A 26996-nucleotide genomic window follows, 5' to 3' on the forward strand; every position below is an offset into this window, starting at 1 on the left:
CATGCCGGCCCCGCCGTTGGCAGCGGCCCGCGCCTGTGATCAAGTGCGCCCGCAAAGAACAACTGGTGGCCAACGATGAGCAATATCAATCCCGATCCGTTCACGACGCGTCCCGAGATCGAAGGCACGTTCGGCGTCGTCACCTCGACGCACTGGATCGCGACCGCGGTCGGCATGGCCACGCTGGAAAAAGGTGGCAACGCCTTCGACGCCGGCGTCGCCACAGCCTTCACGCTGCAGGTGGTCGAGCCGCATCTGAACGGCCCCGGCGGCGACGTGCCTGTCATTGTGCACGATGTCAGGCGCGGCAAGACCGAGGTGATTTGCGGCCAGGGCCCCGCGCCGGCGAAGGCGACGATCGCGCACTATCGCAGCGAGGGGCTGGAGATGGTCCCCGGCACCGGCCTCCTCGCCGCCTGCGTGCCCGGCACATTCGAGTCCTGGATGCTGCTGCTGCGCGATTACGGCACGCTGAAGCTGCGCGATGTGCTCGAGCCCGCGATCGCCTATGCCGGCGAAGGCTTTCCGCTGGTCGAGCGCGCCTGCGCCACTATCCAGACGGTAGAGCAACTGTTCCGCAAGCACTGGCCGACCTCGGCCGAAGTTTATCTTCCGAATAACGAGGTGCCCAGGCCCGGCACGATCTTCACCAACAAGCGCCTGTCGGAAACCTACGCCCGCATCCTGAAAGAAGCGGAAAGCGCAGGCGGCGACCGCGTCGCGCAGATCGAGCGCGCGCGCCAAGTGTGGTCGAAGGGCTTCGTCGCCGAGGCGATCGACAAATTCTGCCGCACCCAGGAGGTGATGGACGTCTCCGGCTCGCCGCATCGCGGCGTGCTGTCGGCTGACGACATGGCGCGCTGGCAGCCGACGATCGAAGCGCCGCTGACCTACGATTACGGCCGCTACACCGTCTGCAAGGCCGGTGTCTGGAGCCAAGGCCCGGTGATGCTGCAGCAGCTCGCCTTGCTGAAAGGCTTTGACCTCGACGGCCTCGATCCCACCAGCGCCGATTTCATCCATCTGCAGATCGAATGCGCCAAGCTCGCTTACGCCGATCGCGAGACGTTCTACGGCGATCCGAACTTCACGGATATCCCGATCGAGACGCTGCTGTCGGATGCCTATAACGACGAGCGCCGCAAGCTGATCTCGAAGGACAAGGCTTCGCTCGACTTCATCCCCGGCTCGGTCGAAGGCTTTGGCGCGATGGTCAAGCTGCGCCGCGCCGAGGGCCATCGCGAGGCGGTCGGTGCGATGGGGGCGGGCGAGCCCACCGTTGGCCGCTTCGGCGAGGTGCGCGGCGACACTGTGCATTTCGACATCATCGACAAGGCCGGCAACATGATCTCGGCGACGCCCTCCGGCGGCTGGCTGCAATCCTCACCTGTCATCCCCGAGCTCGGCTTCTGCCTCGGCAGCCGCGCGCAGATGTTCTGGCTGGAGGAGAACCATCCGGCCGCGCTGGCGCCGGGCAAGCGCCCGCGCACCACGCTCTCGCCCACCATGGCGCTGCGCGACGGCGAACCGTATCTGGCCTGGGGCTCGCCGGGCGGCGACCAGCAGGACCAGTGGATCACGCAATTCTTCCTGCGCCACGTCCATGCCAAGCTCAATCTGCAGGAGGCGATCGACGCGCCGGCCTGGCATTCCGAGCATTTCCCGATCTCATTCTGGCCACGCACCGCGCGCCCCGGCGTGCTCGTGGTCGAAGATCGCGTGCCCAAGGCGAGCATCGACGAATTGCAGCGTCGCGGCCACATCGTCGAGGTCGGCCCGGCCTGGTCGGAGGGCCGGCTGACCGCGGCTTCACGGTTGGGCCGCAAGCGCCGCGCTGCAGCCAACCCGCGCGGCATGCAGGGCTACGCCGCTGGAAGGTAGCGGGCGCTCACGCCTCTCTGCGCGTCATTGCGAGGAACAAAGCGACGAAGCAATCCATGCCTCCACAAGCGGCGAGATGGATTGCTTCGCTCCGCTCGCAATGACGAGGAGAGAGACGCGCCTTAAATCACCAGCTCTCGCAGCACGCGGCGGCAATCCATCTCGTATTCGAGATCGACCACCGGCGGCCGGGCGAAGTGCCAGGTCAGGCCGGCGCGGGTGGCGCCGCGGCGCACCAGTTCGTCGGCGAGATGCGGATGGAAATCGTGCACGGTGTAGACCTGCACGCCGGTGGTGTCCTGCCAGGTGGAACCGAATTCGGCGAGCCGCCGCTCCATTTCGCCGACGGTGAAGCGCACCTTCTCCTTCCAGGCTTCCGCGCTCATGTCGCGATAGCGCACGATGCGCTCGGGATAGCTGCCGGTACCGCCGCGCGCCTCGGCGCCGCCGGCGATGACGAAGGACGGCGAGGTTCCCGTGCTCGGGCGTGTGAACGAGAATGCGTAGAATGACGGCTCGGCGGGAGGATCGATTTCGGGACAGACATTGCTGCGCGCCACCGGATTGGTGCTGCCATCGAACAGCCCCCATTCCGCGAGCGTCTTCACATAATGCTCGTTGAAGGCGCGAAAGCCCTGCTCCGACACCGCCGCCGGCGAACGCAATTCGCAGGCGCAGAACGAGGTCAGCGGCCGACCCGCCGCCTGGATATGACTTGCGATCCGCGCAAAGCCTTCGGCAAGCGGCACCAGCCTGTCAAAGCGCACGCGTTCGACCTCGAATCCGGGATTGGCGGCCGCGCCGCTCGAATACTGGAATACGGCCGGAATGAAGCGATAATTGCCGGGCGCGAAATCGCTGACCATGTCCGTTCTCCCCAAATCTTATTGTGCGCTTGCGTGCGCTTCACTTCTACGCATCTTCCACAAAAACCAAAAGGGCAGCAACGGTAGAACCGTCGCCGCCCTTTCGCTGAGACTTTGGGGCCAAGAAGTCTCAGGTAGGCTTGAGCGCTCCGTCACCGCCGAGCTCGTAGTCGGCGATCTGCTTGTTGCGCTCTGAGGTCGCTTTCGCCCGGTGATCGGTGGCGATCGTGACATAGACCGCGGGCAGCACGAACAGCGTGAACAGCGTACCGATCAGCATGCCCGCGACCACGACGAGACCGATCGAGAACCGGCTGGCCGCACCGGCACCCGACGCGGTCAACAGCGGGAGCAGGCCGGTGACCATCGCCGCCGTCGTCATCAGGATCGGACGCAGCCGGATGCGGGCGGCCATCTCGATCGCCGAGCGGCGGTCGAGCCCCTCGTTGAGCTGCAGTTCATTGGCGAACTCCACCATCAGGATGCCGTGCTTGGTGATGAGGCCGACCAGCGTCAGCAATCCGACCTGGGTATAGATGTTCATCGTCGCCACGCCGAAGAACAGCGGGATCAGGGCGCCGACGATCGCCATGGGCACAGAGACCATGATGACCAGCGGGTCGCGCAAGCTCTCGAACTGCGCCGCCAGCACCAGGAAGATGATGATCACGGCGAACGCGAAGGTGATGACGAGCTGGTTGCCCTCCTGCACATATTGCCGCGAGTCCGCCAGATAGTCATGGCCGAAGCCGGCCGGCAGTTTCTTGGCCTCACCTTCGAGGAAGTCGACCGCCTGGCCCACCGTCACGCCCGGCATCGGCACCGCCGAGAAGGTCGCCGAGTTGAGCTGGTTGTAGTGCGTCAGCGCGTTCGGATCGGTGCCCGTCTCGATCGAGACGACGGTCGAGATCGGCACCAACTGCCCGGTGTTGGTCGGCACGTAGTAGCCGCCAAGCGCCTCCGGCGACAGGCGGACGGCACGCGGCACCTGCGGGATCACCTGGTAGGAGCGTCCCTCCAGATTGAAGCGGTTGACGTAGTTGCCGCCGAGCAGCGTCGCCAGCGTCGCGCCGACCTGCTGCATGTTGATGCCGAGGTCGCTTGCCTTGGAGCGGTCGACGCGGACGCGCACCACCGGCTGGTTGAAATCGAGATCGCTGTCGGAGACGATGAACATGCCGCTCTTGCGGGCGGCTGCCTTCAACTTCTCCATCTGCTCATAGATGGCCTGGAAGCTGACGGTCGAATTGATCACCATCTGCACCGGCAGGCCGCCCGGACCACCCGGCAGCGGCGGCAGGTTGAAGGCAAACGCATTGACGCCTTCGATCTTGGACAGCTCCGCCTGCACCAGCGACTTCAGTGCGATCGACGAACGCTTGCGCTCGTCCCACGGGGTGAGCAGCATCCCGGCGATGCCGCTTTGCGCACTCGGCGTGCCATTCAGGATAAAGCGCAGATCCGTCTCCGGAAACTTCTGGAACGCCTTGTCCATCTTCTCGCCGTAGAAGTCGATGTAGTCGATGTTGGCGTATTTCGGCGCCTTGGTCAGCGCGAACACGATGCCCTGGTCCTCCTCGGGCGCGAGCTCCTTCATCGTGTGCATGTAGAGGAAGCCGACGAGGCCGAGCATGGTCAGCGCAAACAGGCCGGTGATCGGTCGGTAATCGAGCGAGCGGTCGAGCTTGCGACCGTACCAGCGCGTCAACGAACCGAACACGCGGTTGACCGCTCGCGCGAAACGCCCTTCCTCGGTGTTCTTCAGCAGCACCGAGCACATCATGGGCGACAGCGTCAGCGCGATCACGCCCGACACGATCACCGAGCCCGCGAGCGTGAAGGCGAATTCGCGGAACAGCGCACCGGTGAGGCCGCCGAGGAAGCCGATCGGCGCGTACACCGCGGCGAGCGTGATGGTCATGGAGATGACCGGACCGACGATCTCGCGCGCGCCGATGAGTGACGCCTGTACCGGCGTCTTGCCCTCCTCGAGATGGCGGTGGATGTTCTCCACCACCACGATGGCGTCGTCGACCACGAGACCGATCGCGAGCACCATCGCGAGCAGGGTCAGGAGGTTGATGCTGAAACCCATGACCAGCATCAGGCTGCAGACGCCGACCAGCGATAGCGGGATCGTCACCACGGGGATGATGACCGAGCGGATCGAGGCCAGGAACAGGAAGATCACCACGATGACGATCACGACGGCTTCGCCGAGCGTCTTCTCCACCTCGTCGATCGACGATTGAATGAACTTGGTGGAATCGTAGGCCACCTTCATCTTCAGCGACGGCGGCAGGTTGCGCTCGAGTTCCGGGAACAGGGCGCGGACGCCCTTCACAAGGGTCAGCGGGTTACCTTGCGGGGTCGCGTTGATACCGATGAAGATCGCATGCTCGCCATTGAACGCGACGCTCGCGTCCGTGCTTTGGGCGGCAAGTTCGACTTGCGCGATATCCTCCATCCGGACGAAGCCGCCCTCCCTCGACTTCACGATCATGCGCTTGAACTCGTCGATGTTGCGCAGATCGGTGTTGGTCGAAACGTTGGAGACGATGTAGTAGCCCTTGGACTGGCCGGCGGCGGCCTGGAAGTTGTTGGACGCAATCGCCTGCGCAACATCCGTGGGCGACACGCCGCGCCCCGCCATCTTGATCGGGTCGAGCCACAATCGCATCGCAAAAGTCTGGCCGCCGAGGATGTCGGCGGAAGCCACGCCGTCAACTGTCGACAGCAACGGCTGGACCACGCGCGTGAGGTAATCCGAGATCGCCGATCCCGAGAGCTCCTCGCTGGAGAAGCCGAGATACATCACGGCCGTGGTCTGGCCGGTGGTCTTGGTGACGACCGGGTCGTTCGATTCCTTCGGGATCAGGTATTTGACCGAGTTGACCTTGGCCAGCACCTCGGTGAGCGCCTGGTTCGGGTCGAAGTTCAGCTTGATGTAGACCTGGATCGTGGAGGTGCCGAGCACCGAGGACGAGGTGATGTAGTCGACGCCTTCGGCCGAGGCGACCGCCTGCTCGATCGGCGTCGTGATGAAGCCCTGGATCAGGTCGGCCGACGCACCGGGATAGCTGGTGGTGACGTTGACCACCGTGTTCGACAGTTTCGGATATTGCCGGATCGGCAGCACGGTCGCAGCCCGCAAGCCGATCAGGAGGATCAGCAGGCTGACGACGACCGACAGGACCGGCCGCTTGATGAAGATGTCGGTAAAGGACATTACGGGGTCCTGCTTCTCAGTAGCGCGGCGGTTCGGCCGGGATCGGCGGCGTCGGCTCGGTGGAGATCGCAACCGCGGCGCCCGACTGCAGCTTGATCTGACCGAGTGCCACAATACGGTCGCCGGCCTTCAGGCCGCGGACGATCTCGGTGCGGCCGCCAAATCGCTTGCCGGTCTGCACGAAGGTACGCACCGCCGTCAGGCTGGTCTTGCCGTCGTTCTCCTTCTTCTCGGTGATCAGGTAGACCGAGTCGCCATAGAGCGAGTAGTCGACGGCGGTTTCCGGAACCGTGATCACCGGCGGCTTGTCGGGCAGCACCACCGTGGTGGTCGCGAACATGCCAGGCTTGAGGATCTTTTCGGGGTTCGCGACGGTGGCCTGCACGCGGATGTTGCGGGTGTCGGTCGCGACCTGCGGCTCGATCGTGGTCAGCTTGCCCTCGAAGACGCGATCCGGATAGGCGTCCACCTTGATGCGGACGGTCTGGCCGACTTTGAGCTGGCCGCTGTCCTTTTCCGTCACGGTGAAATTGTCGTAGAGCATCGACAGATCGGTCAGCGACACGATCTGGTTGCCAGCGGTCAGATATTGACCGACCTCGACCCTGCGCACGCCAAGCTCGCCATTGAAGGGGGCGCGGACCAGCTTCTGCGAGATCAGCGCCTCGGTCTTGGCAATACCGGCCAGGGCCTGGTCATACGCAGCCTGGGTCTGGTCGACCGTAGCCTGCGGCCCGAAATTGCGCGCGGCAAGCTGCTTGGCGCGATCGAGCGAAAGCTGCGCCACCGTCGCCTGCGCCTTGAAGCTGGCGAGATCGCCCTGCTCCGGCCCGTCGAACAACTGGAGCAGCGGCGCACCCGCCTTTACCTCGGCGCCTGCGGTGAACAGGATATCCGTGATGCGTCCCGAGACGTCGGAGGTGACGTTGACCTGGTGCACGGCCGCCAGTTCGCCGACCGCGGTCAAAAGGTTGGGCACGACTTCCGATTTCGCCTCGGCCGCATTCACCGTCACCGGCGGCGGCTTCATGTTGGCGAAGAACTCGCCGATCATCTTGGCGCGGAAATAGTTGAACCAGACCAGGCCGCCGACGACGAGCGCCAGCAGCAATCCAACGATGATGAACCAGCGCCCCATCCTGACCGGCCGCTTGTGCGGCTTTTTATCGATCGGTTCGCCCTTGATGTTGGTTTCGGTGACGATGTTCATGTCATGCACTTTCTGCTGTTACCGATTGTCCCCGGCTCGGTGACGGCTGACGGTTCAAATAAAAGGAAATCGCGGCTTCGGTGAGCCCGATGCCGCGCAGGATGAATTCGGAAAGCTGGCGCTCGAGGTCGGGCGCGTCGCCGTAGCTGAGGCACGGCGTCGTCGGCAACCGCGTTAGCGCCGACATCAGCACGACGTGGTGCGCGAACCAGAACAGGTTGAGCGGCACGCTGCCGATGCGGGTGGCGTCGCCGGCGGCAACGGCGCGTTCCATCGATGCGGTGAAGACCGGCGCGATCAGTTCACCGACCTTGCCGTATAGCAGGCGCGCGAACTCACCGTCGTCGAGGTGGCTGGAGGTCATCAGCCGGAGCCGCTGCGCCTCTTGCTCGTCCGGCCCCTGTGATACCTCCAGGAAATGCCCGACCATGCCCTTCACAAGTTCGACCAGGGTTGCGGTCGAGGGGTCCTGCCCGAGCAGGTGCGCGAGATCCGGATCGGCCTCGCACTCTTCGGCGAGGATCTCGGCGTAAAGCGCCGCCTTGGATGGGAAGTGCTTGAACAACAGCCCTTCCGAAATGGAAGCGGCGGCCGCCACGCTCTTGGTCGTGGTGCCGGCAAAGCCATGGCGGGCGAAGCACCGCTTGGCGGCGCTGAGGATCAGCTGACGCCGCAAGTCACTTGTCATGCGCAGGGTAGACATGCGCGTGAGTAATCACTCACCTTAAAGATTGTCAAGAATTTACGGCAGTGCAAAAATAGAACTTAAGGTTGGGTTAGGCCCCCACCTCCCGATAAGGTCTTGTACCGTCAGGAAGATAACGCGATGTCACACTTGACAAAAATCGGCAGGCGCGCCCGCCGACCGCTACGGGAACCGTACTCCTCCCACGGAGAGGGTCGAGTCGCAAGCAATTTGAACGAATGCCGTGGCCCGGGTGGAGCGCCAGCATAACCCGGGGGCCGCTCCCTCAACGTTGACTCGGGGATTCTGGGTTGCGCTGCCCTCCATCCGGGTTACGAAACTCCCTAAATCGGCTGGTAGCCCAGCGAGCCGCGCAGGCGGTTGACGATGAAGGTGCCGTCGCGGTTCGACAACACCCGCTCCAGATTGGCGCCGTCGATCTTCACATTGGCGAAGCGCGGACCGTCCGCTTCCTTCAGCGACAGCGCGAACGCTTCGACCTCGGCCATGGTGGTGATCGCGCGGCTGTCGGCGATGCCGCAGGACTTGGCGACGCCGACCAGGTCGACCGAAGTGGCAGTATGGCTGACCTGTCCTCCGGTCTCGCCATAGGCTTCGTTGTCGAGCACGACGATGGAGAGGTTGGCGGGCTTCTGCGCGCCGACGGTGGCGAGGCTCCCGAGCCCCATCAGCATCTCACCGTCGCCGGTGATGACGATCACCGGCAGCTTGGGTTGCGCCAGCGCGAGCCCGAGTCCAATCATGACCGCACCGCCCATGGCGCCCCAGAGATAGAAATTGCGGGCATCATCGCCGGCGGCGGCGATGTCATAGGTCGAGGCGCCGAGGCCGCCGACCGCGATCGCGCCGTTACGGTCCTTCAGCAGGTGGGCGACGACTGCGCGGCGGTCCAGAAGATTGGCCTTGCTCATTTCACGAATACCTTTGCCCCGATCAGCCGCTGCGACAGCAGCACGGCGGTCGGCGTTGCAGCGTTATAGGCCTGCGCCGCGCCGGCCTCGACGACCTCGCGCACTTCCTCGGGATGCGTCGCCCGCAGCACCTTGACGCCGCAGAGCTCGAAGGCGGCCTGCGTGTTCGATCCCATCGGCACCTGCCACGGATTGAACTCGCCCCATTCGCCCCGCATCGTCACCAGCGTCAGGAACGGGAAGCGGAAGATCTGCGTCAGCGACAGCATGTTGATGCAGTTGCCGACACCGCTCGACTGCATCAGCAGCACGCCGCGCTGGCCGCCAGACCAGGCGCCGAGCAGCAGCGCCACGCCCTCCTCCTCCGTCGTCAGCGGAATGCCGCGCATGGTGGAGGAGCCGAGCACGCGCTCGATCAGTTGCGCGTGCCCGGCGTCGGGCACGTAAGGCACCTGGCGGACATCGAAGCGCTGCAATGTCGAGAAAATCTCTTCCGGCCAGGCCGGCTGGCTGTCGGAGGCAGTTTCAGTGCGGGCATGCATGGGCGTTTCCGAAGGAAGAAGCGAGGCAAGCGAACTGTAAAGCGGGCGGCACTTTCCGGAAGAACAAAAACGGCATATCAGTTCTCAAAAAGAGAATGGCAGCATGACAGGAAACGCACGAGAGCTGGCGGAGAGTTTCGACCTCGAACGGCTGACGCCGGAATTCTATGCCAACCCCTACCCGACCTATCGTGCACTGCGGGATAACGCGCCGGTCAAGCGCCTGCCCAACGGCTCCTACTTCCTGACCCGCTACGACGACCTCGTCACCGCCTATAAAAGCACGAAAGCGTTCTCCTCCGACAAGAAGAAGGAGTTTTCGCCGAAATACGGCGACTCCCTCCTCTACGAGCATCACACCACGAGCCTCGTCTTCAACGACCCGCCGGCGCACACCCGCGTGCGGCGCCTGATCATGGGTGCGCTGTCGCCGCGCGCGATCGCCGCAATGGAGCCCGACCTGATCTGCCTGATCGACGGCCTGCTCGATGCGATCGCCGCCAAAGGCAAGGTCGAGCTGATCGAGGATTTCGCCTCTGCGATCCCAGTCGAGGTGATCGGCAATCTGCTCGACGTGCCCCACGACGAGCGCGGCCCCTTGCGTGACTGGTCGCTCGCGATCCTGGGCGCGCTTGAGCCGGTGATCTCATCGGAGCAATTTGCGCGCGGCAACAAGGCCGTGAAGGACTTCCTCGCCTATCTGGAGACGCTGGTCGAGCGACGGCGCGCCAAGCCGGGCAATCCCGAACGCGACGTGCTGACGCGGCTGATCCAAGGCGAAGGTAATGGTGAGGACAATGGCGAGCGACTGACCGAGCAGGAACTGCTGCACAATTGCATCTTTCTGCTCAACGCCGGCCATGAGACCACGACCAATCTGATCGGCAACGGCTTGGTGACGCTGCTGCGCTATCCCAAGGAAAAGCAGCGGCTGATCTCGCAGCTCGACCTGATCAAGACCGCGGTCGAGGAGATGCTGCGCTACGAGAGCTCGAACCAGCTCGGCAACCGCATGATCGTGGAAGAGGTCGAGCTCGGCGGCATCAAGATGTCCGCGGGCACGCCGGTGACGCTCTGCATCGGCGCCGCCAACCGCGATCCCGCGCAATTTCCTGACCCCGAACGTTTCGACATCGCCCGCACCCCGAACCGCCATCTCGCCTTCGGCACCGGCGCGCACCAATGCGCCGGCATGGCGCTCGCGCGGCTCGAGGGTGCAATCGCGATCTCGCGCTTCCTTGCCCGCTTCCCGAATTATGTACTCGCCGGCGAACCAGTGCGCGGCGGCCGCGTCCGTTTCCGCGGATTCCTCAGCGTGCCGTGCACGGTCGATGCCTAGCGGCTGATCAGCTGGGGCTGCAGCTTTTCTGCGACCCATTCTTCAACACCGTCCCACCGCCGCCCCGTGGCCTCGCCGGAACAGTGCACTCCGAGCAGCATCTGGGGGTGAGCCAGCCCTCTCCTTGCGGTGCCGCGTACGCGGCTTGTGCTCGCCCGTCACCCTGCATTGCAATCGATGTGGGCCATACAAGCGAGAAACGAACGATGTCTGCGCTTGCGCGTTGATGTTTGCGGGCGACCAGAGCCAGTAGGAGGGAGCTGCCATCATGCTTCCGCACGGCGTTCGCCTTACAGCGTTCTTAGTTGGTGTCTGCGCAATCGCTTGGAGCGGCGGCTCGTTCGCCCAGGGGACCAAGGCTTTCCGGGGTGGCGGGGCTGCACCAGCAGCCCGACCAGCAGGACCGCCCCCCGCCATGGCCCGCCCCGCACCGCCGCCGGCGATGGCGCGACCTCCGGCGATGGCGCGGCCGGCCGCACCGGCGATCCGTGCCGCTCCCCCGCCACAGCGGCCGACCATGGCACCGCGTCCGGCGCCGCATATTGCCGCACCTCCGCGCGCGGCCGCACCACGCGTAGCCGGGCCACGACCTGAGATCCGCCGACCCGACATCCGTCCTGGCCCGGCTGCGCCACCGCAGCGTCCGGCCACGGCAGGGCGTCACGGGCCCGACATCGCCGCACCGTCGCGCCCGGCCCCATCGCCCGCTGTGGGCGCGCGGCCGTCGCCACAGGAGCAGATCGAAACGCGTGCGCAGCGAATCCAAAAGCAACAGCAGATGGTGCAGGAACGGCAGCGTGAGATGCTTTCGCGCCAGAACGCAGAGCGCCAGACCCGCATCGATCGCCTGCAGCAGCGCGTGCAGCAATTGCAGTCGCAAAAGCCGGAAGGCGTGCGGGCGCAACGCGCGCAAGAGCGATTGCTCCAGACCCAGAACCGCCTGCTGCAGCGCGAGCAGCTTATGCAGCAACGTGATCAGGCGCGGCTGCAGCGGTTGGCACCGCAGCCTTCAGCCGAGCGACCTGCCGCTGCTGCGGCCCTTGAGGCTGCAGCACGCGGGCGATTTGCCGCACAGTTCCGGAGCAATGATGCCCTGCAAGCCCAAGCGGCGCTCGCGGCCCGGGAGCAGGCCTGGGCGCCCCACCGTGCCTGGGGGCACGGCAAGCAAGCGGTGTTTGTTGCCTGGCTCGGCCCGGTGTTCTGGCCCTATGCCTATTCCGACATCTTCAACTACACGTTCTGGCCCTATGCCTACGAGCCCGGCTATTGGGCTTACGCTTACGACGACTTCGTCGACACCGTATTCTGGGGTGCGGACAGTCCGTATTCCGCCTACGCCCGATACCCGGAGCCCGGCGAGGCGATCACCGGTTACCGAGGCCGCCAACGCCCAAGCGCGAGCCCAGAGACTCTGCGGCAAGTGTGCGAAGCACCGGACAAGGGCGTGACCGCCTGGCCGATCGCCGACATCACGCGGGCCGTCCAACCGACTCCGGAGCAGCGTGCTTTGCTCGATGAATTGAAGATTGCGGCGGCAAAGGCTGCCGATGTGTTCAAGCAATCCTGCAGCGAATCCTATGCGCTGACGCCGCCCGGCCGCTTGCGAGCGATGACGAACCGCATCACCGCCACGCTCGAGGCGGTCAGGATCGTGCGGCCGGCGCTAGAGAGGTTCTATGACTCGCTGAGCGACGAGCAAAAGGCGCGCTTCAATGCGCTCGGTCCCAATGTCGGCGATCGTTCGCAACAGCAGCCGCCGCGGGAAGCGTCCGAGGCCTGCGGCGATCCGAAGTCCAGCCTGACGCAGCTGCCGATCGAACGGATCGAAGCGGTGATACGCCCCGCGGGCAAGCAAAAGGATGCGCTCGACCGCTTGAGCAACGCGACGAAGAAAGCGGTTGCAGGGCTGCAAGCTGCCTGCCCGGACGAGGTGCCACTGACGCCGGTCGGACGGCTTGAGGCGATGGAAAAGCGGCTAGAGGCCATGCTGGAGGCAGCCGATTGGGTGCAAGCCAGACTGGACGAGTTCTATGCCACGCTGAGCAGCGAGCAGAAAGCGCGGTTCAACACGCTGCAGCAGACTGCAGGCCAATGACCACGCTTTCAGGGAGCCTTGAGTACCGCCCCTAAACCGCGGTCCGGTGCCTCTCGATGCAGATCCGCAAGACCTCATCCATCGGCCGGCTCCACCAGTCGTTGGAAAAGATCTCGATCTCCGAATAGCCCGCATACCCTTGTGCTTCGACCGCCGCGCGCACCGACTTGATGTCGATCACGCCGTCGCCCATCATGCCGCGGTCGTTGAGGATGTCCTTGGTCGGCACCAGCCAGTCGCAGACATGGAACGCAAGCAACCGGTCCTTGCCCGCACGTGCGATCTGGCCCATCAACTCCGGATCCCACCAGATGTGATAGACATCGAGCGCGACGCCGAGCATGCCGCTGCGCTGCGGGTCCAGCGTGTCGCAGATATCAAGCGCCTGCCTGGTCGTGTTCACGCAGGCGCGGTCGCCGGCATAGGCCGGGTGCAGCGGCTCGATTGCAAGCGGCAGCTTTGCCCCTCTCGCATATTCCAGCATCTCGGCGATGCCGTCATGCACCTGCGTGCGCGCTGCCGCTATGTCCTTCGAGGCCGCGCTGCCCGGCCGCGAATATTGCGGCAGGCCGCCGACCACAAGGACGATGCAGGAGGCGCCGAGCGCAGCGGCCTCATCGACCGCGCGGCGGTTGTCGTCGCGCGCGTCAAGCCGATGCGCAGCGTCGGCAACGAACATGCCGCCGCGGCAATAGCCCGACAATTCGAGCCCCGCGTCGCGCACCGCGCGCACAGCGCGATCGAGGCCGACGGCCGCGACCTGATCGCGCCAGGGATCGATGGCGCGGATGCCGTGGCGCGCGCAGGCTTCGATGATCTCGACCAGGTTGCCCTGCTTGCGGACCGTCGCCGTGTTCAGCGACAGCCAGCGGTGATCGGAAGAAAAATCGCGCATCAGGGCTCAACGCCGCGCGTTGCCAGCACCGTCTTCATCCGCCGCATCGCCAATTCCGGATTGGCGAGCAGACCCGCAGCATCGGCGAGGCGGAACAGTTCGGCGAGATGCAGCGTCGAGCGCGTGCTCTCCTGCCCGCCGATCATGGTGAAGTGATCCTGGTGACCGTTGAGATAGGCCATGAACACGATGCCGGTCTTGTAGAACCGCGTCGGCGCCTTGAAGATGTGGCGCGACAGCGGCACCGTCGGCCCCAGCACGTCGTGGAAGCCGGCTTCATCGCCCGCGGCCAATCGCGACAGCGCATAGGATGCAGCCGGAGCGATCGCATCGAAGATGCCGAGCAGCGCGTGCGAGAAACCCTGCTCGTCGCCGGCGATCAGTTCGGCATAGTTGAAGTCGTCGCCGGTATACATCTTGACGCGCGGATCGAGCCTCCGGCGCATGTCGATCTCGCGCTGCTTGTCGAGCAACGAAACCTTGACGCCGTCGACCTTGCCTGCGTGAGCGTTGATGATGGCAACCGCGGTGTCCATCGCCTTGTCGAGATCGCTCGTACCCCAATAGCCCGCAAGCGCCGGATCGAACATATCGCCGAGCCAGTGGATGATCACGGGCTCGCGGACCTGCGACAGCACGCGGCCGTAGACTTTGGCGTAGTCGTCCGCACTCCGCCCGAGCTTTGCCAACGCCCGCGAGCACATCAGGATGATGCGGCCACCGACCTTCTCGATCGCGGCGATCTGCTCCTCATAGGCGCGGATCACATCGTCCAGCGTCCTGGCGTCCTCCACCGCGAGGTGGTCGGTGCCAGCGCCGGAAAACACCAGCGCATTGCCTTTGGCCTTCGCCGCGCTCACCGAGCGCCGGATCAATTCCAGCGAGGTATTCCAGTCCAGTCCCATGCCGCGCTGCGCGGTGTCCATCGCCTCCGCGACGCCCAGTCCCAGATCCCAGACATGTTCGCGGAACGCGATCGTCCTGTCCCAGTCGACCGCGGCGGTCAGCCACGGATCGACATCGGCGCGCGGGTCGGCGACGACATGCGCCGCCGAGAACGCGACGCGGCTCAGCGTTCCCTCGAGCTTGGCGGGAAAGGTCCGCGACGCCGCGAGACGATAGGTCTCGAGGCCGCCGCCGGAGGTCGGCAGTTTCAGGGAGAGCGAAGAGATCGGCGGGACGATCCTGTTCATGATCCTGTCCTCACAGCCTGATCGGTTCGACGTCGATCCAGCGCCGCTCCTTCCAGCTCCGAAGCGCGCATTCGGCGAGCTGCACGCCCTTGGCGCCTTCGAGCAGCGTGTATTTATAGGGCGCGTCCTCGCAGACGTGGCGGATAAACATCTCCCACTGCTCCTTGAAGCCGTTGTCGTAGACGGCATTCTCAGGCAGCTTCTGCCAGTCGGCATAGAAATCGTGCAGCCGCTTCTCGTCCGGATTCCACACTGGCCGCGGCGTCGCCTGCCGCGCCTGGATCACGCAGTCGGTGAGCCCCGCCACAGCCGAGCCATGGGTGCCGTCGACCTGGAAGGTGACGAGGTCGTCGCGATAGACGCGCGTCACCCAGCTCATGTTGATATGCGCGATCACGCCGCCCTTGAGCTGGAACGTCGCATAGGCGGAATCGTCGGCGGTGGCCTTGTAGGCGCTGCCCTTCTCGTCATAGCGCTCGGGGATATCTGTCGTGCCGAGGCAGGAGATGCTCTGCACCTCGCCGAAAAGGTTGTCGAGCACGTAGCGCCAGTGGCACACCATGTCGAGGATGATGCCGCCGCCGTCCTCAGCGCGGTAATTCCACGACGGCCGCTGCGCTTCCTGCCAGCCGCCCTCAAACACCCAGTAGCCGAACTCGCCGCGCACCGAGAGCATGCGGCCGAAGAAGCCGGAGTCGCGCAGGAAGGCGAGCTTCTTCAAGCCCGGCAGGAACAGCTTGTCCTGCACCGTGCCGTGCTTGAGGCCCTTGGCGTTGGCGAGCTTCACGACCGCGATCGCCTCCTCCAGATTGGTCGCGATCGGCTTCTCGCAATAGACATGCTTGCCGGCATTGATCGCCTTGGCCAGCAGCGAGGGCCGCGCCTGGGTGGTCGCAGCGTCGAAGAACGCGGTGTCGTTGGGATCAGCCAGCGCCTTGTCCAGGTCGGTGGTGACGCGCGCGATATCGAAGCGCTTGGCAAGCGCGCCGACCTTTTCGGCGTCGCGGCCGACCAGGATCGGATCGGGCATGATGCGGTCGCCATTCGACAGCAGCACTCCGCCTTGGTTGCGGATCGCGACGATCGAGCGGATCAGATGCTGGTTGAGCCCCATCCGGCCTGTGACGCCGTTCATGATCAGGCCGAGACGTTTGGTGGTCATAATGCTTGCTCCTGCAGAATTCTTGCTATTGGCGGCGCCAGCGGCGACAGGGTGGACCAGTCCGGATGCACTGATGTGGCAAAGCCCGGCGTCGTCAGCGATCCCGTCATGAGATCGCCGTCATGGATAGCGAGGCGCACTTTGCGGTCGCGGACGTAGAGATCGGGATGCGCCGACAGGAATGCCTCTGCCTCGGCAGTGGGCGTCTCGGCAAAGCCGTCGACATAGTGATGCCCGTTGCGCTCGGCATGGGTGACGCCGATCAGGGCGCCGAGCGCCAGGTCCTGCTGCACGGCAAGCCCCGCCTGGCAGGTCAGGTCCTCGCCGCTGACGAAAAACGCATCGCCATCCGCGCTCCATTTCGCCGCGCGCGTCGCGTTGACGATCGACTTGTAGAGGCCCTTGCAGGATTTCGAGGAGATGCCGCGATAGCCGAGCGCCCGCGCCGCCGGAAACGCATCGTAGGAATCATCGGCCTCGTCAATGATGAAGCCACCTTTAGCCAGCGCGCCGAGCGGCGAGGCCTTGGTGATGTCGCGCGGCATCGGCTGCTCGATATAGAGCAGCTTTGCAGCGATCGGCTGCATTGCGTGATCGCGGTCGAGGCGGTCGACCAGAGTGGCGAGCGCCGCAAGGTCGGCATATTGCTCGTTGGCATCGAGCGTAACCTCGTAGTCGTAAGGAAGCGTCGCCAGCTCATTGCCGATCCGGATCAGCCGCGCCGCATCATGTTCGGGATCGCCGTTGAGCTTGAGCTTGAAATAGCGCGCGCCGGCGTTTTCCCTTGCGTCGGCAACACCGCCCTCGCCTTCGATCTTGTCGTCGAGACCAACGGTGTGCCGGATCGCGACCCGCTCAAGCCGCTTGCGCCCGGCGAGGAAAGCCGCGATTTCACCGTCAGCCAGATCGGGCGATAGCCGTGCATCGATGCCGGCAACGTTCTGCGCCATGCCGTCGAAGAGATTGACGCCGACGGAGCGGAGCAGCGCATCCAGGATCGCCTTGTCGATTTCCGCCGGTCCATAGGCTGCCGCCAACGGTGGAATGTCCTCGCGTGCGCACGCCGCGACTTGCGCGCCGATGCAGGCCGCATGCAGGCCGAACGCGGTGTCAAAACCGGAATGGGCGAGATAGAACTCGCGCGCGATCAAGAGCGACCGCCGCAGCTCCTGCACCGTTTCGTCCGGCGTAAGCTCTGGCCGCTTGTCGAACCATTTCGGCACAAGGAATTCGGCGCTCGCACCTAGCGCCCGGCCCTTCCCCTCGACCTCGATCTCCACCCGCACGAAGGCTTGGGGAGTCGCGTTGACCACGACCGCGCCGAAGCGGAACGGCCGGGCAAAGCTAACCGGACGTTCGAACAGGGCAATATCTCGGACAACGAGACGGGGCGGCATCAGCTTCAAACCTCGGCAGTCTGATGCATTTTGGATGAACGGATCCGCGGGCCCCCACCTCTCCCCAGCGGGGAGAGGTCGAATTGCGAAGCAATTCGGGTGAGGGGGCTCAAGTCCCTCGATAGAGCACTCCCCCTCAGCCGGAACGCATCTATCGATGCGTTCCGACCTCTCCCCGCTGGGGAGAGGTGGGAGGATGCCGCGCCAGGGTGACTCGATCCCTGCATGTCCTAGTCCAGCGATCCCTGGGTGAAGAAGTGCTTGCGGATGCGCTGCACCAGTTCGGTGAAGACCGGATCGGACATTGCATCCAGCGAGCGCGGCCGCGGCAGCGGCACGTCGTAGATCGCCGCAATCGCGCCGGGACGCTCGGTCATCACGAGCACACGGTCGGCAAGGAACACAGCTTCGGGAATCGAGTGCGTGATCAACAGTACCGTCTTGCCGGTCTCGCGCTGGATCCGCATCAATTCCACATTCATGCGCTCGCGCGTCATCGCGTCCAGCGCGCCGAACGGCTCGTCCATCAGCATGATCTTCGGGTCATGCACCAGCGCGCGGCAGATCGAGGCACGCTGCTGCATGCCGCCGGAGAGCTGCCACGGCAGCTTCTTCTCGAAGCCTTCGAGGCCGACCAGCTTCAGAAGCTCCTTCGCGCGCGGCAGGTATTTTTCCCGCGGCAGCTTCTTCATGTCGATCGGCAGCATCACATTGGAGAGGATGTTCCGCCACGGCAGCAGCAGCGCGTGTTGGAACACGATGCCGACATTGCCGTGCGGCTTGGTCACCGGCTCGCCCTCGACCAGGATCTCGCCTGATGTCGGCGGCAGCAGTCCGGAGATCATCTTCAGCAAAGTCGATTTGCCGCAGCCGGATGGGCCGACCACGACGAAGAACTCGCCTTGATTGATATGGAAATCAAGCGGCCGCAACGACGGCACGTCGCCGTCGCGCGAGCGGTAGGTCTTGGAGACTCCGGACAGCTTGATGCCGGACGTCTCGGCGGCGGCACGGTCGGACACCAGCCGCAGATGCGCGGCTGGTTGATCCACCTGGCTCTGTGTCGCCGGCTTCATTGCAGGTGCTTTCACGAGTCGCCCTTCGGCAGATAGTCGTTAGTGTAGAAGGCCTTCGGATTGTCCTTGGCCTTGGCATCGAGCCCGCCATATTCGACCATGAGGTCGACGGAGTCTTTCATGTTCTGGTCGGTGACCTGGAACGGCCGCTTGGTCTTGGTTTCATCGGTGCGATAGAGCGGGATCGTCAGTTCAAAGCCCTGCGTCAGCGTGTCGATCTTGCCGCCCTTGGGGTTGGCATCGAGGATCGACTGCGCCGCCGCCTTCGGCTCCTTCTCGGCGGCTTCCACCGCCTTGGTCGTCGCCGACATGAAGCGGCGAACGAGATCGGCATTCGCCTTGACATAGTCGCTGTTGGCGATGATGCCCGAGGAGACCAGATGGATACCGTAATCGGCGAACTTGATCGGATAGACGTCCTTGCCGGTGGCGTCCTTGATCTTCATCGACTGGTCCATGACATAGCCGAGCAACATATCGGCCTGACCGTTGATGACCGCATTCAGCTTGGTCTGGCCGTCGCCGGCAACCGTCTGGAAATCGCTCTCCTTCAGGCCGGTCTTCTTCAGGAACAGCGGCCAAATCTGCGTCATCGAATCGGCCGGCGTGATCGCAACCGTCTTGCCCTTGATATCCTCTGGCTTCCTGATGTTCTTGTCGACGAAGCCCATCGCCGACATCGGGCTGGTCTGCAGGAGTACGCCGGTCGCGATGACGGGCGCGCCCTTCACCGCCGCGCGCATCATGGTGGGAATGTCGACATAACCGAAATTGGCGGTCTTGGCGGCCACCGCCTGCGTGGTCGCGGCCGAGCCGCGGCCTTCCTGGATCTCGAGATCGATGCCCTCGGCGGCATAGATGCCCTTGGCCTTGCCGTAATAGAACGGCGCGTGCTCGCCATAGACATACCAGTTGAGCATCAGCACCACCTTGTCCGCGGCCGATGCCGGAAGCACCGACATCGCCGTCCAGGTCAGCGTCGCCAAGACCACAGCTATCAATCGCATCTTGTTCTCCTCCCTCTCCCCGTCATTGCGGGCAAAACCTCTTGTTGTTGTCCTTCCGGATAACTCACGAAGCGAAAATAATGTCCTCGCGCTGGCTGACATGCCAGGGAATAACCAGGCGTTCGATGCGGTCGACGATCCAGAACAGGATGACGCCGAGCAGCGCCAGGATCACCAGCGCGGCGAACATCGTGGGCAGGTCAAAGGTTCCGATCGAGCGCTGCATCACATAGCCGATGCCGGAATTGGAGCCGACGAACTCGCCGACGACGGCACCAACCACCGCCAGCGTAACCGACACTTTCAGGCCGGAGAAGATCGCGGGCATCGCATGCGGCAGGTTGACAGCACGGAACACCTGGAAGCGGCTGCCCTGCATCGCACGCGCGAGATCGACCATGTCAGGGTCAACAGACTTGAATCCCTGCACCGCCGAGACCACCACCGGGAAGAAGCCGAGCAGGAACGCCGAGATCACTTTGGGGATGATGCCGAACCCGAACCAGACCACGAACAGCGGCGCGATCGCGATCTTCGGCACCGACTGCGAGAACACCAGAAGCGGATAGACATAACTCTCCACCGTCCTCGACCCCGCGATCAGCATCGCGACGGGAATGCCGAACAGTGCCGACAACAGGAAACCACAGACCGTCGCATAGGTCGTCGGCCACGACTGCCGCAGCAGCTCCGGCCAGTCCGTCTGCAGCACGGCGACGACGTCGCCCGGCGACGGGATCTGGTAGGCGGGAATGTGGAACAGGCGGATGGCGAGGTCCCACGCCGCCACAATGAACACCAGGAACAGAAATGGGCGCACCCACGCCGCATTCAGCAGCCTCGACAGGCCACCCGCTTCCTTGCTCTCCGCCACGTTCCGCTTCCCTGCTTGACCGTTTCTAGGACCGGAAATTAACCCGTTGGATAAATACTGTCCAGCCCGATTTCGCGCGGCATTTTGAGTGCATTTGGTCGTCATGCCCCAGCTTGAACCCGGGCATCCACGCCTTATGGACTTGGAAAAACGTGGATGGCCGGGTCAAGCCCGGCCATGACGACGCGATGCAACAATTTCGAGCTTCGCTAAACCGCCTGCTGCGCGGTCACCTGCAGCTTCGGCGCCTTGCTCTTGCCGAACGCTGCGATCGACTTCCCCGTCAAGGCCGCCAGCACCAGCGCAATCATGTGCTCCAGCCGTTCATCGCGGGCGTCCTTCGACAAGAGATCACGGCCGAAGATCACGCTCAGCGTCGCGCTGTTGGAGAGATAGAAGAAGGCAAGCGCGGCGATCGATATATAGAGCTGCACCGGATCGACCGCGGCGCGGAAATCGCCGCTCTTCACGCCGCGTGTGACCACCGTGCGGATCATCTCGACGAACGGCGAATGCATCGATTTGACCTTGGTCGAACGCTTCAAATGCCGCGCTTTCGCAAGATTCTCGGTATTCAGCAGCGCCAGGAATTCCGGATTGCGGATGAAATAGTTCCAGGTGAAATCGATCAGCCGCGCGATCGCCTCCGGCGGCTCGAGATGTTCGAGATCAAGCCCGCGTTCTTCGGCGCGGATCTTCTCATAGGCGCCTTCGAGCACCTCTAGGTAGAGGTCCTCCTTGTTGCCGACGTGGTAATAGAGCATGCGCTTGTTGGCGCCGGCCTTCTTGGCGATGCTGTCGACGCGCGCGCCGGCGAGCCCATGAGTGGCGAACTCGGCCTTCGCCGCCTCCAGGATGCGCAGCCGCATCCCCTCGGGGTCACGCTGCCACTTCAGAACTCGCTTTGCCTTGGCCAATCGGATCGCTCAATTCAGTCGGAATGTTGGATGTAGCACGCCCGACGGCGTTTGAGAATGAATCACGCATGCCCGCCAGCCGTCATTCCGGGGCGCGCGTACGCGCGAACCCGGAATCCATCTGGCCACAGCGCAGGCGGCGACATGGATTCCGGGTTCGTCCTTCGGACGCCCCGGAATGACGGCATCGTTCCGGGCTTTGCCCCGGACGACAACGGCGGCAGGCGTGAGTGAATCGCTACGCAGATGCAAGCGGCGACGGCTGCACGAGCAGCGTCGGCACGCTGCAGGTACCGGTACGCACGGTCATCACGCGCGTGCCCGGCTTGCGGCCGGTGCGGATTTCGGAGACGTCGACGCCGGCGGCAACGAGCCGCGCATGGGTGGCATCGATGTCGGTGACGCGCCAGCAGATGCCGCGCAGGCGGTCGGGTGCATCGGCCTCCGTCTTGCCGGGCTTGTGCGCGACCTCGACGATCAAATCGCCGCAGCGGAAGAACATCAGCCGGCCCCAATCTGCGTGCGAACGATCGAGTGCCATGTCGAGGCCAAGGCGGGCGCCATAGAGCGCGGCCGCGCATTCGGGATCGGCGGTCGCAACCACCACATGATCCATCGCGGCGATCCCTGCGGGCTCGGTGCGGACCGAAAGCGGGCGCTCCTGGTCGCGCTCGAGGAAGAACATCCGCACGCCGCGCGTCGCGTCGGTGGCGGCGCGGGTGCGCTTCCACGATAGCGTCGCGCCGGAGATCTCGTCCTGGCTCTCCACCTCCGAGACCGGCTCCGGCCGCAGCGTCAGCCGCTCCAGCCTGCGATGCATCTTTTCGATATCGTTGGTGCGGAAGCACAGGCTCGCTAACCCCTCGCCCTGCGATGCCAACACGGCGCGAATCCGGCCCGCATTCTCGCCCTCGCCGCTCGGCGCCATCAATTCCACCGATGTGTTGTCCAGCGTGAACAGCACCCGCGCCGCGCCGTCGCTGACGTTCTTCCACGCCGGCGAGCGTGCGAACAGCGTCTCATGAGCCGCCGTCGCCGCCTCGATATCGCCGGTGAGGACGACGATATGGTCGAGCGCGGTGATCATGGGAACAGCCCCCGCGTGTTCTTGGCGGCACGGACTTTCTCCACACCGATCGCCATCGCCGCGGTGCGATGCGGGATGTTGTCCGTCTTCGCGCGCTTCAACATCGTCTCGAATGCGCGGTCGAGGATCTGGTATTCGCGTCGCATCACCTCCTCCTCTTCCCAAAACAATTGCTGCAGATCCTGCACCCATTCGAAGTAGCTAACCACTACGCCGCCGGAATTGCAGAGGATATCGGGAATGAGGAATATTTCATCTCGACGCTTGTCCAGGACAAGATCGGCCTCCGGCGTGGTCGGACCGTTGGCGCCTTCCGCCAGCACGCGGCACCTGAGCTTGGCGGCGACGCGAGCGTCGATCACGCGCTCCATCGCGGCCGGTACCAGCACGTCGCAGGGCAGCGTCAGGACCTCGGCGGGATCGAAATGCAGTTCGTTGGAGAAGCCCGCGATGCTGCCATGGAGCTGCGCATGGTGCATCAGCGCCGGGATGTCGAGGCCCTTCTCGTCATAGAGCGCGCCGGTGTGGTCGGAGACCGCTGTTATCTTGAGGCCGTAGTGATGCAACTCCAGCGCGGCATAGGAACCGACATTGCCGAAGCCCTGGACTACGGCGGTGGCGCCGGAGAGATTGATCCCAAGCTCCTTCAGCACGCGCCTGGCGAGATAGGCGACGCCGCGGCCGGTCGCCTCGCGCCGGCCCAGCGTGCCGCCGGAAGAGACCGGCTTTCCCGTGACGATCTCGGTCACAGTCTGGCCCTGGTACATCGAGTAGGTATCCATGAACCAGGCCATCACCTGTTCATTGGTGCCCATGTCCGGGGCCATCACATCGGTGTGCGGGCCGACGAAGGGAATCATCTCCTGCATGTAGCGCCGCGACAGCGACTCCAGTTCACGCTTGGAGATCTGCGTCACATCGACGTTGACCCCGCCCTTGGCGCCGCCATAGGGAAGACCGACAAGAGCGCATTTCCAGCTCATCCAGATCGCGAGTGCGGCGACCTCGCCGATATCGACGGAGGGCGCAAAGCGGGTGCCACCTTTGGTCGGGCCCATGGTGAGATGGTGCTGGACGCGATAGCCCTCGAACACCGCCACCGTGCCGTCATCGCGGTGGATCGGGCACGAGACCGTAACCGAGCGTTTCGGCATCAGCAGCCGGTCGCGCTCGTCCATGGGGATTTCGAGATGGTTGGCGATCACGTTGAACTGGTTCGCCGCCATCTCGAACACCGGCCCGGAATATACGGTCATCGCCCTACCCCCTTTGTATTGCAACCAGGAACTCAGGACAGCCACCGTCCGTTATCGGACGGCATGCTGGCAAACGCGGGAACGGTGGTAGTCCGCTCACTTGGCCATCTCAAGCCGCAAAGACGGCATGGTTGCGAATAATTTCGGCGAACGCACATAATATCCGGTGCTAAGCTGAAGCTGCCGCCGGGACCACCCATCACCTCACGACGGAAAACGAATGCAGGCCCTCTTCATCGGACAGACCTATATCGACGTCACCTTCATCACCGACCATCTGCCGACCGGCGACGAGAAACATGTGGCCGACGCCTATGCGGTCTCCTTCGGCGGCAATGCCGTCACTGCGGCATTTTGCTGCGCCAAGCTCGGCATCGTGCCGGACCTGATCGCCACGATGGCGAATGATTGGCTCGGGCGGATGTTCTGGGACATGGCCGCGAAGTACGGAATCTCCGTCCATCCGCGCAAGGTCAACTCATCCTCGCTGTCCTTCATCATGCCGAAGGATGGCAAGCGCGCCATCGTCCGCTGCCGCGACGACGAGCATATTCATCCCTTCCCGCTGTTGAACCTGAAGGGCTGCCGCGCGCTGCATATCGACGGCCACCAGCCGGACGCTGCCATTCATTATGCAAAGCTTTGCCGCGAGGATGGCATCCTGACCTCGCTCGACGGCGGCGGCCTGCGCACCAACACCCATGAGCTATTGGAATATATCGACGTCGCGATCGTCGCCGAGCGCCTCTGCGAGCAGATGGACCTGACGCCGGAAAAGATGCTCGATTACCTCAAGGGCCGCGGCTGCCGGGTTGGCGGAGTGACGCAGGGCGAGAAGGGCCTGCTCTGGTATGACGAAGCCGGCGTGGTCCGCACCATGCCTGCGCTGCCGATCCCGCGCGAGCGCGTGATCGACACCAACGGCGCCGGCGATGTGTTCCATGGCGCTTATATCTATTCCTATCTCGCGCATCCCGGCAAAACCTGGAGCGATCATTTCGAACTCGCGCGCGCGGCGTCGACCTACAAGATCCAGAAGCTCGGCAACGAGGCAGGCCTGCCGACGCTTACCGACATCGAGGCGGTGAAGCAGGAGTTCCAGATCAACGCGTAAGGGAGCGCTCTTGGCATGCGGCGGGTTTTCGTCGCCGGCAGCATCAACATGGATGTGGTCGCAACCGCCGAGCGTCACCCGCGCGTCGGCGAAACCGTTGCGGGCAGCGCTGTGCTCTATTTCCCCGGCGGCAAAGGCGCCAACCAGGCCGTCGCCGCCGCCAAGCTCGGCGCGCCAACCACGCTGATCGGCCGGCTGGGCAAGGACGCTTTCGGAGAGCAGTTGCGGACGTTCCTCGCAGCCCAAGGCGTCGACCTCAGCTTCGTCAAGGACACGCCCGAGGCGCATACGGGCACCGCGATCATCACCGTCGCGGATGCGGATAACACCATCGTCGTGGTGCCCGGCGCGAATGCGCTGGTCGATGCCGACGACGTCGCAATGCCCGTGCTGGCAAAGGGCGACATTGCGGTGAGCCAGTTCGAAATCCCGCAGGCGGCTATCACCGCCTTCTTCAGGAGCGCCCGCGCCGCCGGTGCTACCACGGTCCTCAATCCCGCACCGGCCAGGAAATTCGACGGCGAATTGCTCGACCTGGTCGATATTCTCGTCCTCAACGAAACCGAACTCGGCTTCCTGACGGGACGCGAGCTGCGCGACAACGACGATTACACCCGCTTTATCGATGCCGCCCATTCATTGGCGGGAAGCGACAGAATCATCTGCGTCACGCTCGGCAAACGCGGCGTGCTGGCGCTGGTCAAAGATGAGCCGCTGATCGTGGCCGGGCGCGAGGTCAAGGCGATCGACACCACGGGCGCCGGCGATTGCTTCGTCGGCGCACTGGCCTCGCAACTCGCCGGCGGAAACAATCTTCGTGATGCGCTGGGTTACGCCAACGCCGCCGCATCCATCTGCGTGCAACGAATGGGCGCCGCGCCATCGATGCCGACTGCGGCAGAGGTTGCGAATATACTCAACACGTAGGAGGCAAAGCGCAGCGTGCCCACCATTTCATGCTGTGCTCTCGAAGGTGGGCACGCTGCGCTTTGCCCACCCGACAAATTCACATCAATGCGCTCTTGAGATCAAACGACGTATCGGCTGCCTGCTCCGGCGTGATCGAGCCGCCAGCGCCGAGCAATCTTCGACCGAACATATGGTCGCCGGCGCGGTTGACGGATTCGATGCCGACGAGATGGCCATCGCGATAACAAAATGCCGAGAACTGTCCCTGCTCGCGGTCACCGCGCACCACGACGCGATCATAGCCGGTGGTCAGGCCTGCCATCTGCAATTTGTCGGGCCCCTGGTCGCTCCAGAACCACGGCAGCCCATCATAGGCTTTCGCATGGCCCGTGAGCCGCGCGGCGACGCAGCGGGCATGGTCCGTCGCGTTCTGCACCGACTCCAGCCGCAGCGAGCCGCCGAACCGCTCGCTCCTGTAGAGCGCGCAATCGCCGATGGCCGAGATATTCGGATCCGAGGTGAGCAGATGCTCGTCGACGATGATGCCGGACGCCACCGGCAAGCCGGCTTCCGCCGCGATCTCGACATTCGGTAACACACCGACGCCGACCACGACGAGGTCGGCCGGGATATGCCGGCCGTCGCTGAGGCTGACGCCCGTCACCCTGGCGCCATCGGCCTCGATACTCGTGACCTGAACGCCGAGGTGGATGCGGATGCCCGTGGCCGTGTGGCGCGACTGGAAATAGTCGGAGATTTCCGCCGTCACCGCGCGCGCCATGACGCGTGCCGCCAGTTCGACCACATCGACCTCAAGCCCCTTCGCGCGCGCGGTTGCGGCGAACTCCAGCCCGATGAAGCCGGCGCCGATCACGACGACGCGCAGGCCGGGCTTGAGCAGATGTCGCAACGCTTCGCTCTCGTCCAGGGTACGCAGGTAGCGCACCGCTTCCAGATTGGCATTGGGGATATCGAGCAGCCGGTTGCGTGCGCCGGTCGCAAGCACCAGGTGCCCGTAATCGAGCGACGCGCCGGAATGGAGCATGATCTTTCGCGCAGCACGATCGATCGACACGGACCGATCGGTGATCAGTTCGATGCCCTGGTCGAGATAGAATTTTCCCGGACGGAACATCAGCGTCTCCGGCCCGCCGGTTCCCTTGAGGTAAGCCTTCGATAAAGGCGGACGCTGGTATGGCAGATGACCTTCGTCATTGATGAGCGCGACGCGCTCGGCAAAGCCGTCCTGCCGCAGAGACGCCGCTAGCTGGAAGCCGGCATGCCCCGCGCCGACGATGATCACCGGTCCTGTCGTCATCGCAACAATCCA

The 26996-nt window shown here is 64.2% G+C and carries 22 protein-coding genes; 5 read left to right on the forward strand and 17 right to left on the reverse strand.

Features of this window, described 5'->3' with window-relative positions:
- The first annotated feature begins 75 nt into the window (after positions 1–75).
- Positions 76–1881, forward strand: a complete 1806-nt coding sequence (locus tag AC5ZG5_RS03740; RefSeq protein WP_456641067.1) for a gamma-glutamyltransferase family protein — start codon at positions 76–78, stop codon at positions 1879–1881.
- A gap of 122 nt (positions 1882–2003) precedes the next feature.
- On the opposite strand, the gene cnbZ is transcribed toward AC5ZG5_RS03740, so the two are convergent.
- The 6 genes from cnbZ to AC5ZG5_RS03770 form a co-directional block, all read right to left on the reverse strand.
- Positions 2004–2747 (reverse strand): 2-amino-5-chloromuconate deaminase CnbZ, encoded by a 744-nt coding sequence (cnbZ, locus tag AC5ZG5_RS03745; RefSeq protein ID WP_456641068.1) that lies wholly within the window; start codon positions 2745–2747, stop codon positions 2004–2006.
- A 130-nt stretch (positions 2748–2877) separates the two neighbouring features.
- Positions 2878–5976 (reverse strand): MexW/MexI family multidrug efflux RND transporter permease subunit, encoded by a 3099-nt coding sequence (locus AC5ZG5_RS03750; protein ID WP_456641069.1) that lies wholly within the window; start codon positions 5974–5976, stop codon positions 2878–2880.
- Positions 5977–5992: 16 nt separating this feature from the next.
- On the reverse strand, positions 5993–7186 hold the full coding sequence (locus AC5ZG5_RS03755) for an efflux RND transporter periplasmic adaptor subunit (RefSeq protein WP_130228931.1): 1194 nt from the start codon (positions 7184–7186) through the stop codon (positions 5993–5995).
- A 1-nt stretch (position 7187) separates the two neighbouring features.
- The gene (locus tag AC5ZG5_RS03760) at positions 7188–7889 is read right to left on the reverse strand and encodes a TetR/AcrR family transcriptional regulator (RefSeq protein ID WP_130228932.1); all 702 of its coding nucleotides are present in this window, start codon (positions 7887–7889) and stop codon (positions 7188–7190) included.
- A 326-nt stretch (positions 7890–8215) separates the two neighbouring features.
- Complete coding sequence (locus tag AC5ZG5_RS03765; protein WP_456641070.1) at positions 8216–8803, reverse strand: thiamine pyrophosphate-dependent enzyme; 588 nt, start codon at positions 8801–8803, stop codon at positions 8216–8218.
- The gene (locus AC5ZG5_RS03770) at positions 8800–9345 is read right to left on the reverse strand and encodes a phosphonopyruvate decarboxylase (RefSeq protein ID WP_130228934.1); all 546 of its coding nucleotides are present in this window, start codon (positions 9343–9345) and stop codon (positions 8800–8802) included. Before AC5ZG5_RS03770 ends, AC5ZG5_RS03765 begins: the two co-directional genes overlap by 4 nt.
- A gap of 103 nt (positions 9346–9448) precedes the next feature.
- Between AC5ZG5_RS03770 and AC5ZG5_RS03775 the strand changes: the two genes are divergently transcribed.
- Positions 9449–10684, forward strand: a complete 1236-nt coding sequence (locus AC5ZG5_RS03775; protein ID WP_456641071.1) for a cytochrome P450 — start codon at positions 9449–9451, stop codon at positions 10682–10684.
- Between the two features lie 415 nt (positions 10685–11099).
- Entirely contained in the window at positions 11100–12779 is a 1680-nt protein-coding gene (locus AC5ZG5_RS03780; protein ID WP_456641072.1) for a Spy/CpxP family protein refolding chaperone, read from the forward strand.
- Between the two features lie 31 nt (positions 12780–12810).
- On the opposite strand, the gene AC5ZG5_RS03785 is transcribed toward AC5ZG5_RS03780, so the two are convergent.
- The 10 genes from AC5ZG5_RS03785 to AC5ZG5_RS03830 form a co-directional block, all read right to left on the reverse strand.
- On the reverse strand, positions 12811–13674 hold the full coding sequence (locus AC5ZG5_RS03785; protein ID WP_456641073.1) for a sugar phosphate isomerase/epimerase family protein: 864 nt from the start codon (positions 13672–13674) through the stop codon (positions 12811–12813).
- The gene (locus AC5ZG5_RS03790; RefSeq protein WP_456641074.1) at positions 13674–14867 is read right to left on the reverse strand and encodes a dihydrodipicolinate synthase family protein; all 1194 of its coding nucleotides are present in this window, start codon (positions 14865–14867) and stop codon (positions 13674–13676) included. The genes AC5ZG5_RS03785 and AC5ZG5_RS03790 overlap by 1 nt, the downstream gene beginning before the upstream one ends.
- 10 nt (positions 14868–14877) lie before the next feature.
- Entirely contained in the window at positions 14878–16029 is a 1152-nt protein-coding gene (locus AC5ZG5_RS03795) for a Gfo/Idh/MocA family protein (protein ID WP_456641075.1), read from the reverse strand.
- On the reverse strand, positions 16026–17426 hold the full coding sequence (locus tag AC5ZG5_RS03800) for a hypothetical protein (protein ID WP_456641076.1): 1401 nt from the start codon (positions 17424–17426) through the stop codon (positions 16026–16028). Before AC5ZG5_RS03800 ends, AC5ZG5_RS03795 begins: the two co-directional genes overlap by 4 nt.
- A gap of 230 nt (positions 17427–17656) precedes the next feature.
- On the reverse strand, positions 17657–18502 hold the full coding sequence (locus AC5ZG5_RS03805) for an ABC transporter ATP-binding protein (RefSeq protein ID WP_456641313.1): 846 nt from the start codon (positions 18500–18502) through the stop codon (positions 17657–17659).
- 11 nt (positions 18503–18513) lie between these two features.
- The gene (locus tag AC5ZG5_RS03810; RefSeq protein ID WP_051396830.1) at positions 18514–19509 is read right to left on the reverse strand and encodes an ABC transporter substrate-binding protein; all 996 of its coding nucleotides are present in this window, start codon (positions 19507–19509) and stop codon (positions 18514–18516) included.
- 64 nt (positions 19510–19573) lie between these two features.
- Positions 19574–20383: an ABC transporter permease gene (locus AC5ZG5_RS03815; protein ID WP_028165017.1), complete on the reverse strand. Its 810-nt coding sequence runs from the start codon at positions 20381–20383 to the stop codon at positions 19574–19576.
- 209 nt (positions 20384–20592) lie between these two features.
- Positions 20593–21300: a TetR/AcrR family transcriptional regulator gene (locus AC5ZG5_RS03820; protein WP_196237303.1), complete on the reverse strand. Its 708-nt coding sequence runs from the start codon at positions 21298–21300 to the stop codon at positions 20593–20595.
- A 238-nt stretch (positions 21301–21538) separates the two neighbouring features.
- Positions 21539–22387 carry a VOC family protein gene (locus AC5ZG5_RS03825; RefSeq protein ID WP_456641077.1) on the reverse strand — a complete coding sequence of 283 codons (849 nt, stop codon included), beginning with the start codon at positions 22385–22387 and terminating at the stop codon, positions 21539–21541.
- Complete coding sequence (locus AC5ZG5_RS03830; RefSeq protein ID WP_456641078.1) at positions 22384–23643, reverse strand: Glu/Leu/Phe/Val family dehydrogenase; 1260 nt, start codon at positions 23641–23643, stop codon at positions 22384–22386. The genes AC5ZG5_RS03825 and AC5ZG5_RS03830 overlap by 4 nt, the downstream gene beginning before the upstream one ends.
- A gap of 220 nt (positions 23644–23863) precedes the next feature.
- Between AC5ZG5_RS03830 and AC5ZG5_RS03835 the strand changes: the two genes are divergently transcribed.
- Positions 23864–24757, forward strand: coding sequence for a sugar kinase (locus AC5ZG5_RS03835; RefSeq protein WP_208819781.1), 894 nt, complete (start codon positions 23864–23866; stop codon positions 24755–24757).
- A 15-nt stretch (positions 24758–24772) separates the two neighbouring features.
- Positions 24773–25684: a ribokinase gene (gene rbsK, locus AC5ZG5_RS03840; RefSeq protein WP_456641079.1), complete on the forward strand. Its 912-nt coding sequence runs from the start codon at positions 24773–24775 to the stop codon at positions 25682–25684.
- Positions 25685–25763: 79 nt separating this feature from the next.
- Here the strand turns inward: rbsK and AC5ZG5_RS03845 are convergent, their stop codons facing one another.
- Positions 25764–26984 carry an NAD(P)/FAD-dependent oxidoreductase gene (locus AC5ZG5_RS03845; RefSeq protein WP_456641080.1) on the reverse strand — a complete coding sequence of 407 codons (1221 nt, stop codon included), beginning with the start codon at positions 26982–26984 and terminating at the stop codon, positions 25764–25766.
- Positions 26985–26996: the final 12 nt, after the last annotated feature.

This window comes from Bradyrhizobium sp. Ses1 (assembly GCF_059512365.1).

Excerpts from the sequence above, each read along its gene's own strand:
- AC5ZG5_RS03810 (WP_051396830.1), bottom strand. The coding sequence starts at position 19,509 with ATGCGATTGATAGCTGTGGTCTTGGCGACGCTGACCTGGACGGCGATG.
- AC5ZG5_RS03780 (WP_456641072.1), top strand. The coding sequence starts at position 11,100 with ATGGCCCGCCCCGCACCGCCGCCGGCGATGGCGCGACCTCCGGCGATG.
- rbsK (WP_456641079.1), top strand. The coding sequence starts at position 24,773 with ATGCGGCGGGTTTTCGTCGCCGGCAGCATCAACATGGATGTGGTCGCA.
- AC5ZG5_RS03835 (WP_208819781.1), top strand. The coding sequence starts at position 23,864 with ATGCAGGCCCTCTTCATCGGACAGACCTATATCGACGTCACCTTCATC.
- AC5ZG5_RS03750 (WP_456641069.1), bottom strand. The coding sequence starts at position 5,976 with ATGTCCTTTACCGACATCTTCATCAAGCGGCCGGTCCTGTCGGTCGTC.
- AC5ZG5_RS03785 (WP_456641073.1), bottom strand. The coding sequence starts at position 13,674 with ATGCGCGATTTTTCTTCCGATCACCGCTGGCTGTCGCTGAACACGGCG.
- AC5ZG5_RS03830 (WP_456641078.1), bottom strand. The coding sequence starts at position 23,643 with ATGACCGTATATTCCGGGCCGGTGTTCGAGATGGCGGCGAACCAGTTC.
- AC5ZG5_RS03795 (WP_456641075.1), bottom strand. The coding sequence starts at position 16,029 with ATGACCACCAAACGTCTCGGCCTGATCATGAACGGCGTCACAGGCCGG.
- AC5ZG5_RS03765 (WP_456641070.1), bottom strand. The coding sequence starts at position 8,803 with ATGAGCAAGGCCAATCTTCTGGACCGCCGCGCAGTCGTCGCCCACCTG.
- AC5ZG5_RS03760 (WP_130228932.1), bottom strand. The coding sequence starts at position 7,889 with ATGTCTACCCTGCGCATGACAAGTGACTTGCGGCGTCAGCTGATCCTC.
- AC5ZG5_RS03740 (WP_456641067.1), top strand. The coding sequence starts at position 76 with ATGAGCAATATCAATCCCGATCCGTTCACGACGCGTCCCGAGATCGAA.
- cnbZ (WP_456641068.1), bottom strand. The coding sequence starts at position 2,747 with ATGGTCAGCGATTTCGCGCCCGGCAATTATCGCTTCATTCCGGCCGTA.
- AC5ZG5_RS03845 (WP_456641080.1), bottom strand. The coding sequence starts at position 26,984 with ATGACGACAGGACCGGTGATCATCGTCGGCGCGGGGCATGCCGGCTTC.
- AC5ZG5_RS03825 (WP_456641077.1), bottom strand. The coding sequence starts at position 22,387 with ATGATCACCGCGCTCGACCATATCGTCGTCCTCACCGGCGATATCGAG.
- AC5ZG5_RS03770 (WP_130228934.1), bottom strand. The coding sequence starts at position 9,345 with ATGCATGCCCGCACTGAAACTGCCTCCGACAGCCAGCCGGCCTGGCCG.
- AC5ZG5_RS03800 (WP_456641076.1), bottom strand. The coding sequence starts at position 17,426 with ATGCCGCCCCGTCTCGTTGTCCGAGATATTGCCCTGTTCGAACGTCCG.
- AC5ZG5_RS03790 (WP_456641074.1), bottom strand. The coding sequence starts at position 14,867 with ATGAACAGGATCGTCCCGCCGATCTCTTCGCTCTCCCTGAAACTGCCG.
- AC5ZG5_RS03775 (WP_456641071.1), top strand. The coding sequence starts at position 9,449 with ATGACAGGAAACGCACGAGAGCTGGCGGAGAGTTTCGACCTCGAACGG.
- AC5ZG5_RS03805 (WP_456641313.1), bottom strand. The coding sequence starts at position 18,502 with ATGAAGCCGGCGACACAGAGCCAGGTGGATCAACCAGCCGCGCATCTG.
- AC5ZG5_RS03755 (WP_130228931.1), bottom strand. The coding sequence starts at position 7,186 with ATGAACATCGTCACCGAAACCAACATCAAGGGCGAACCGATCGATAAA.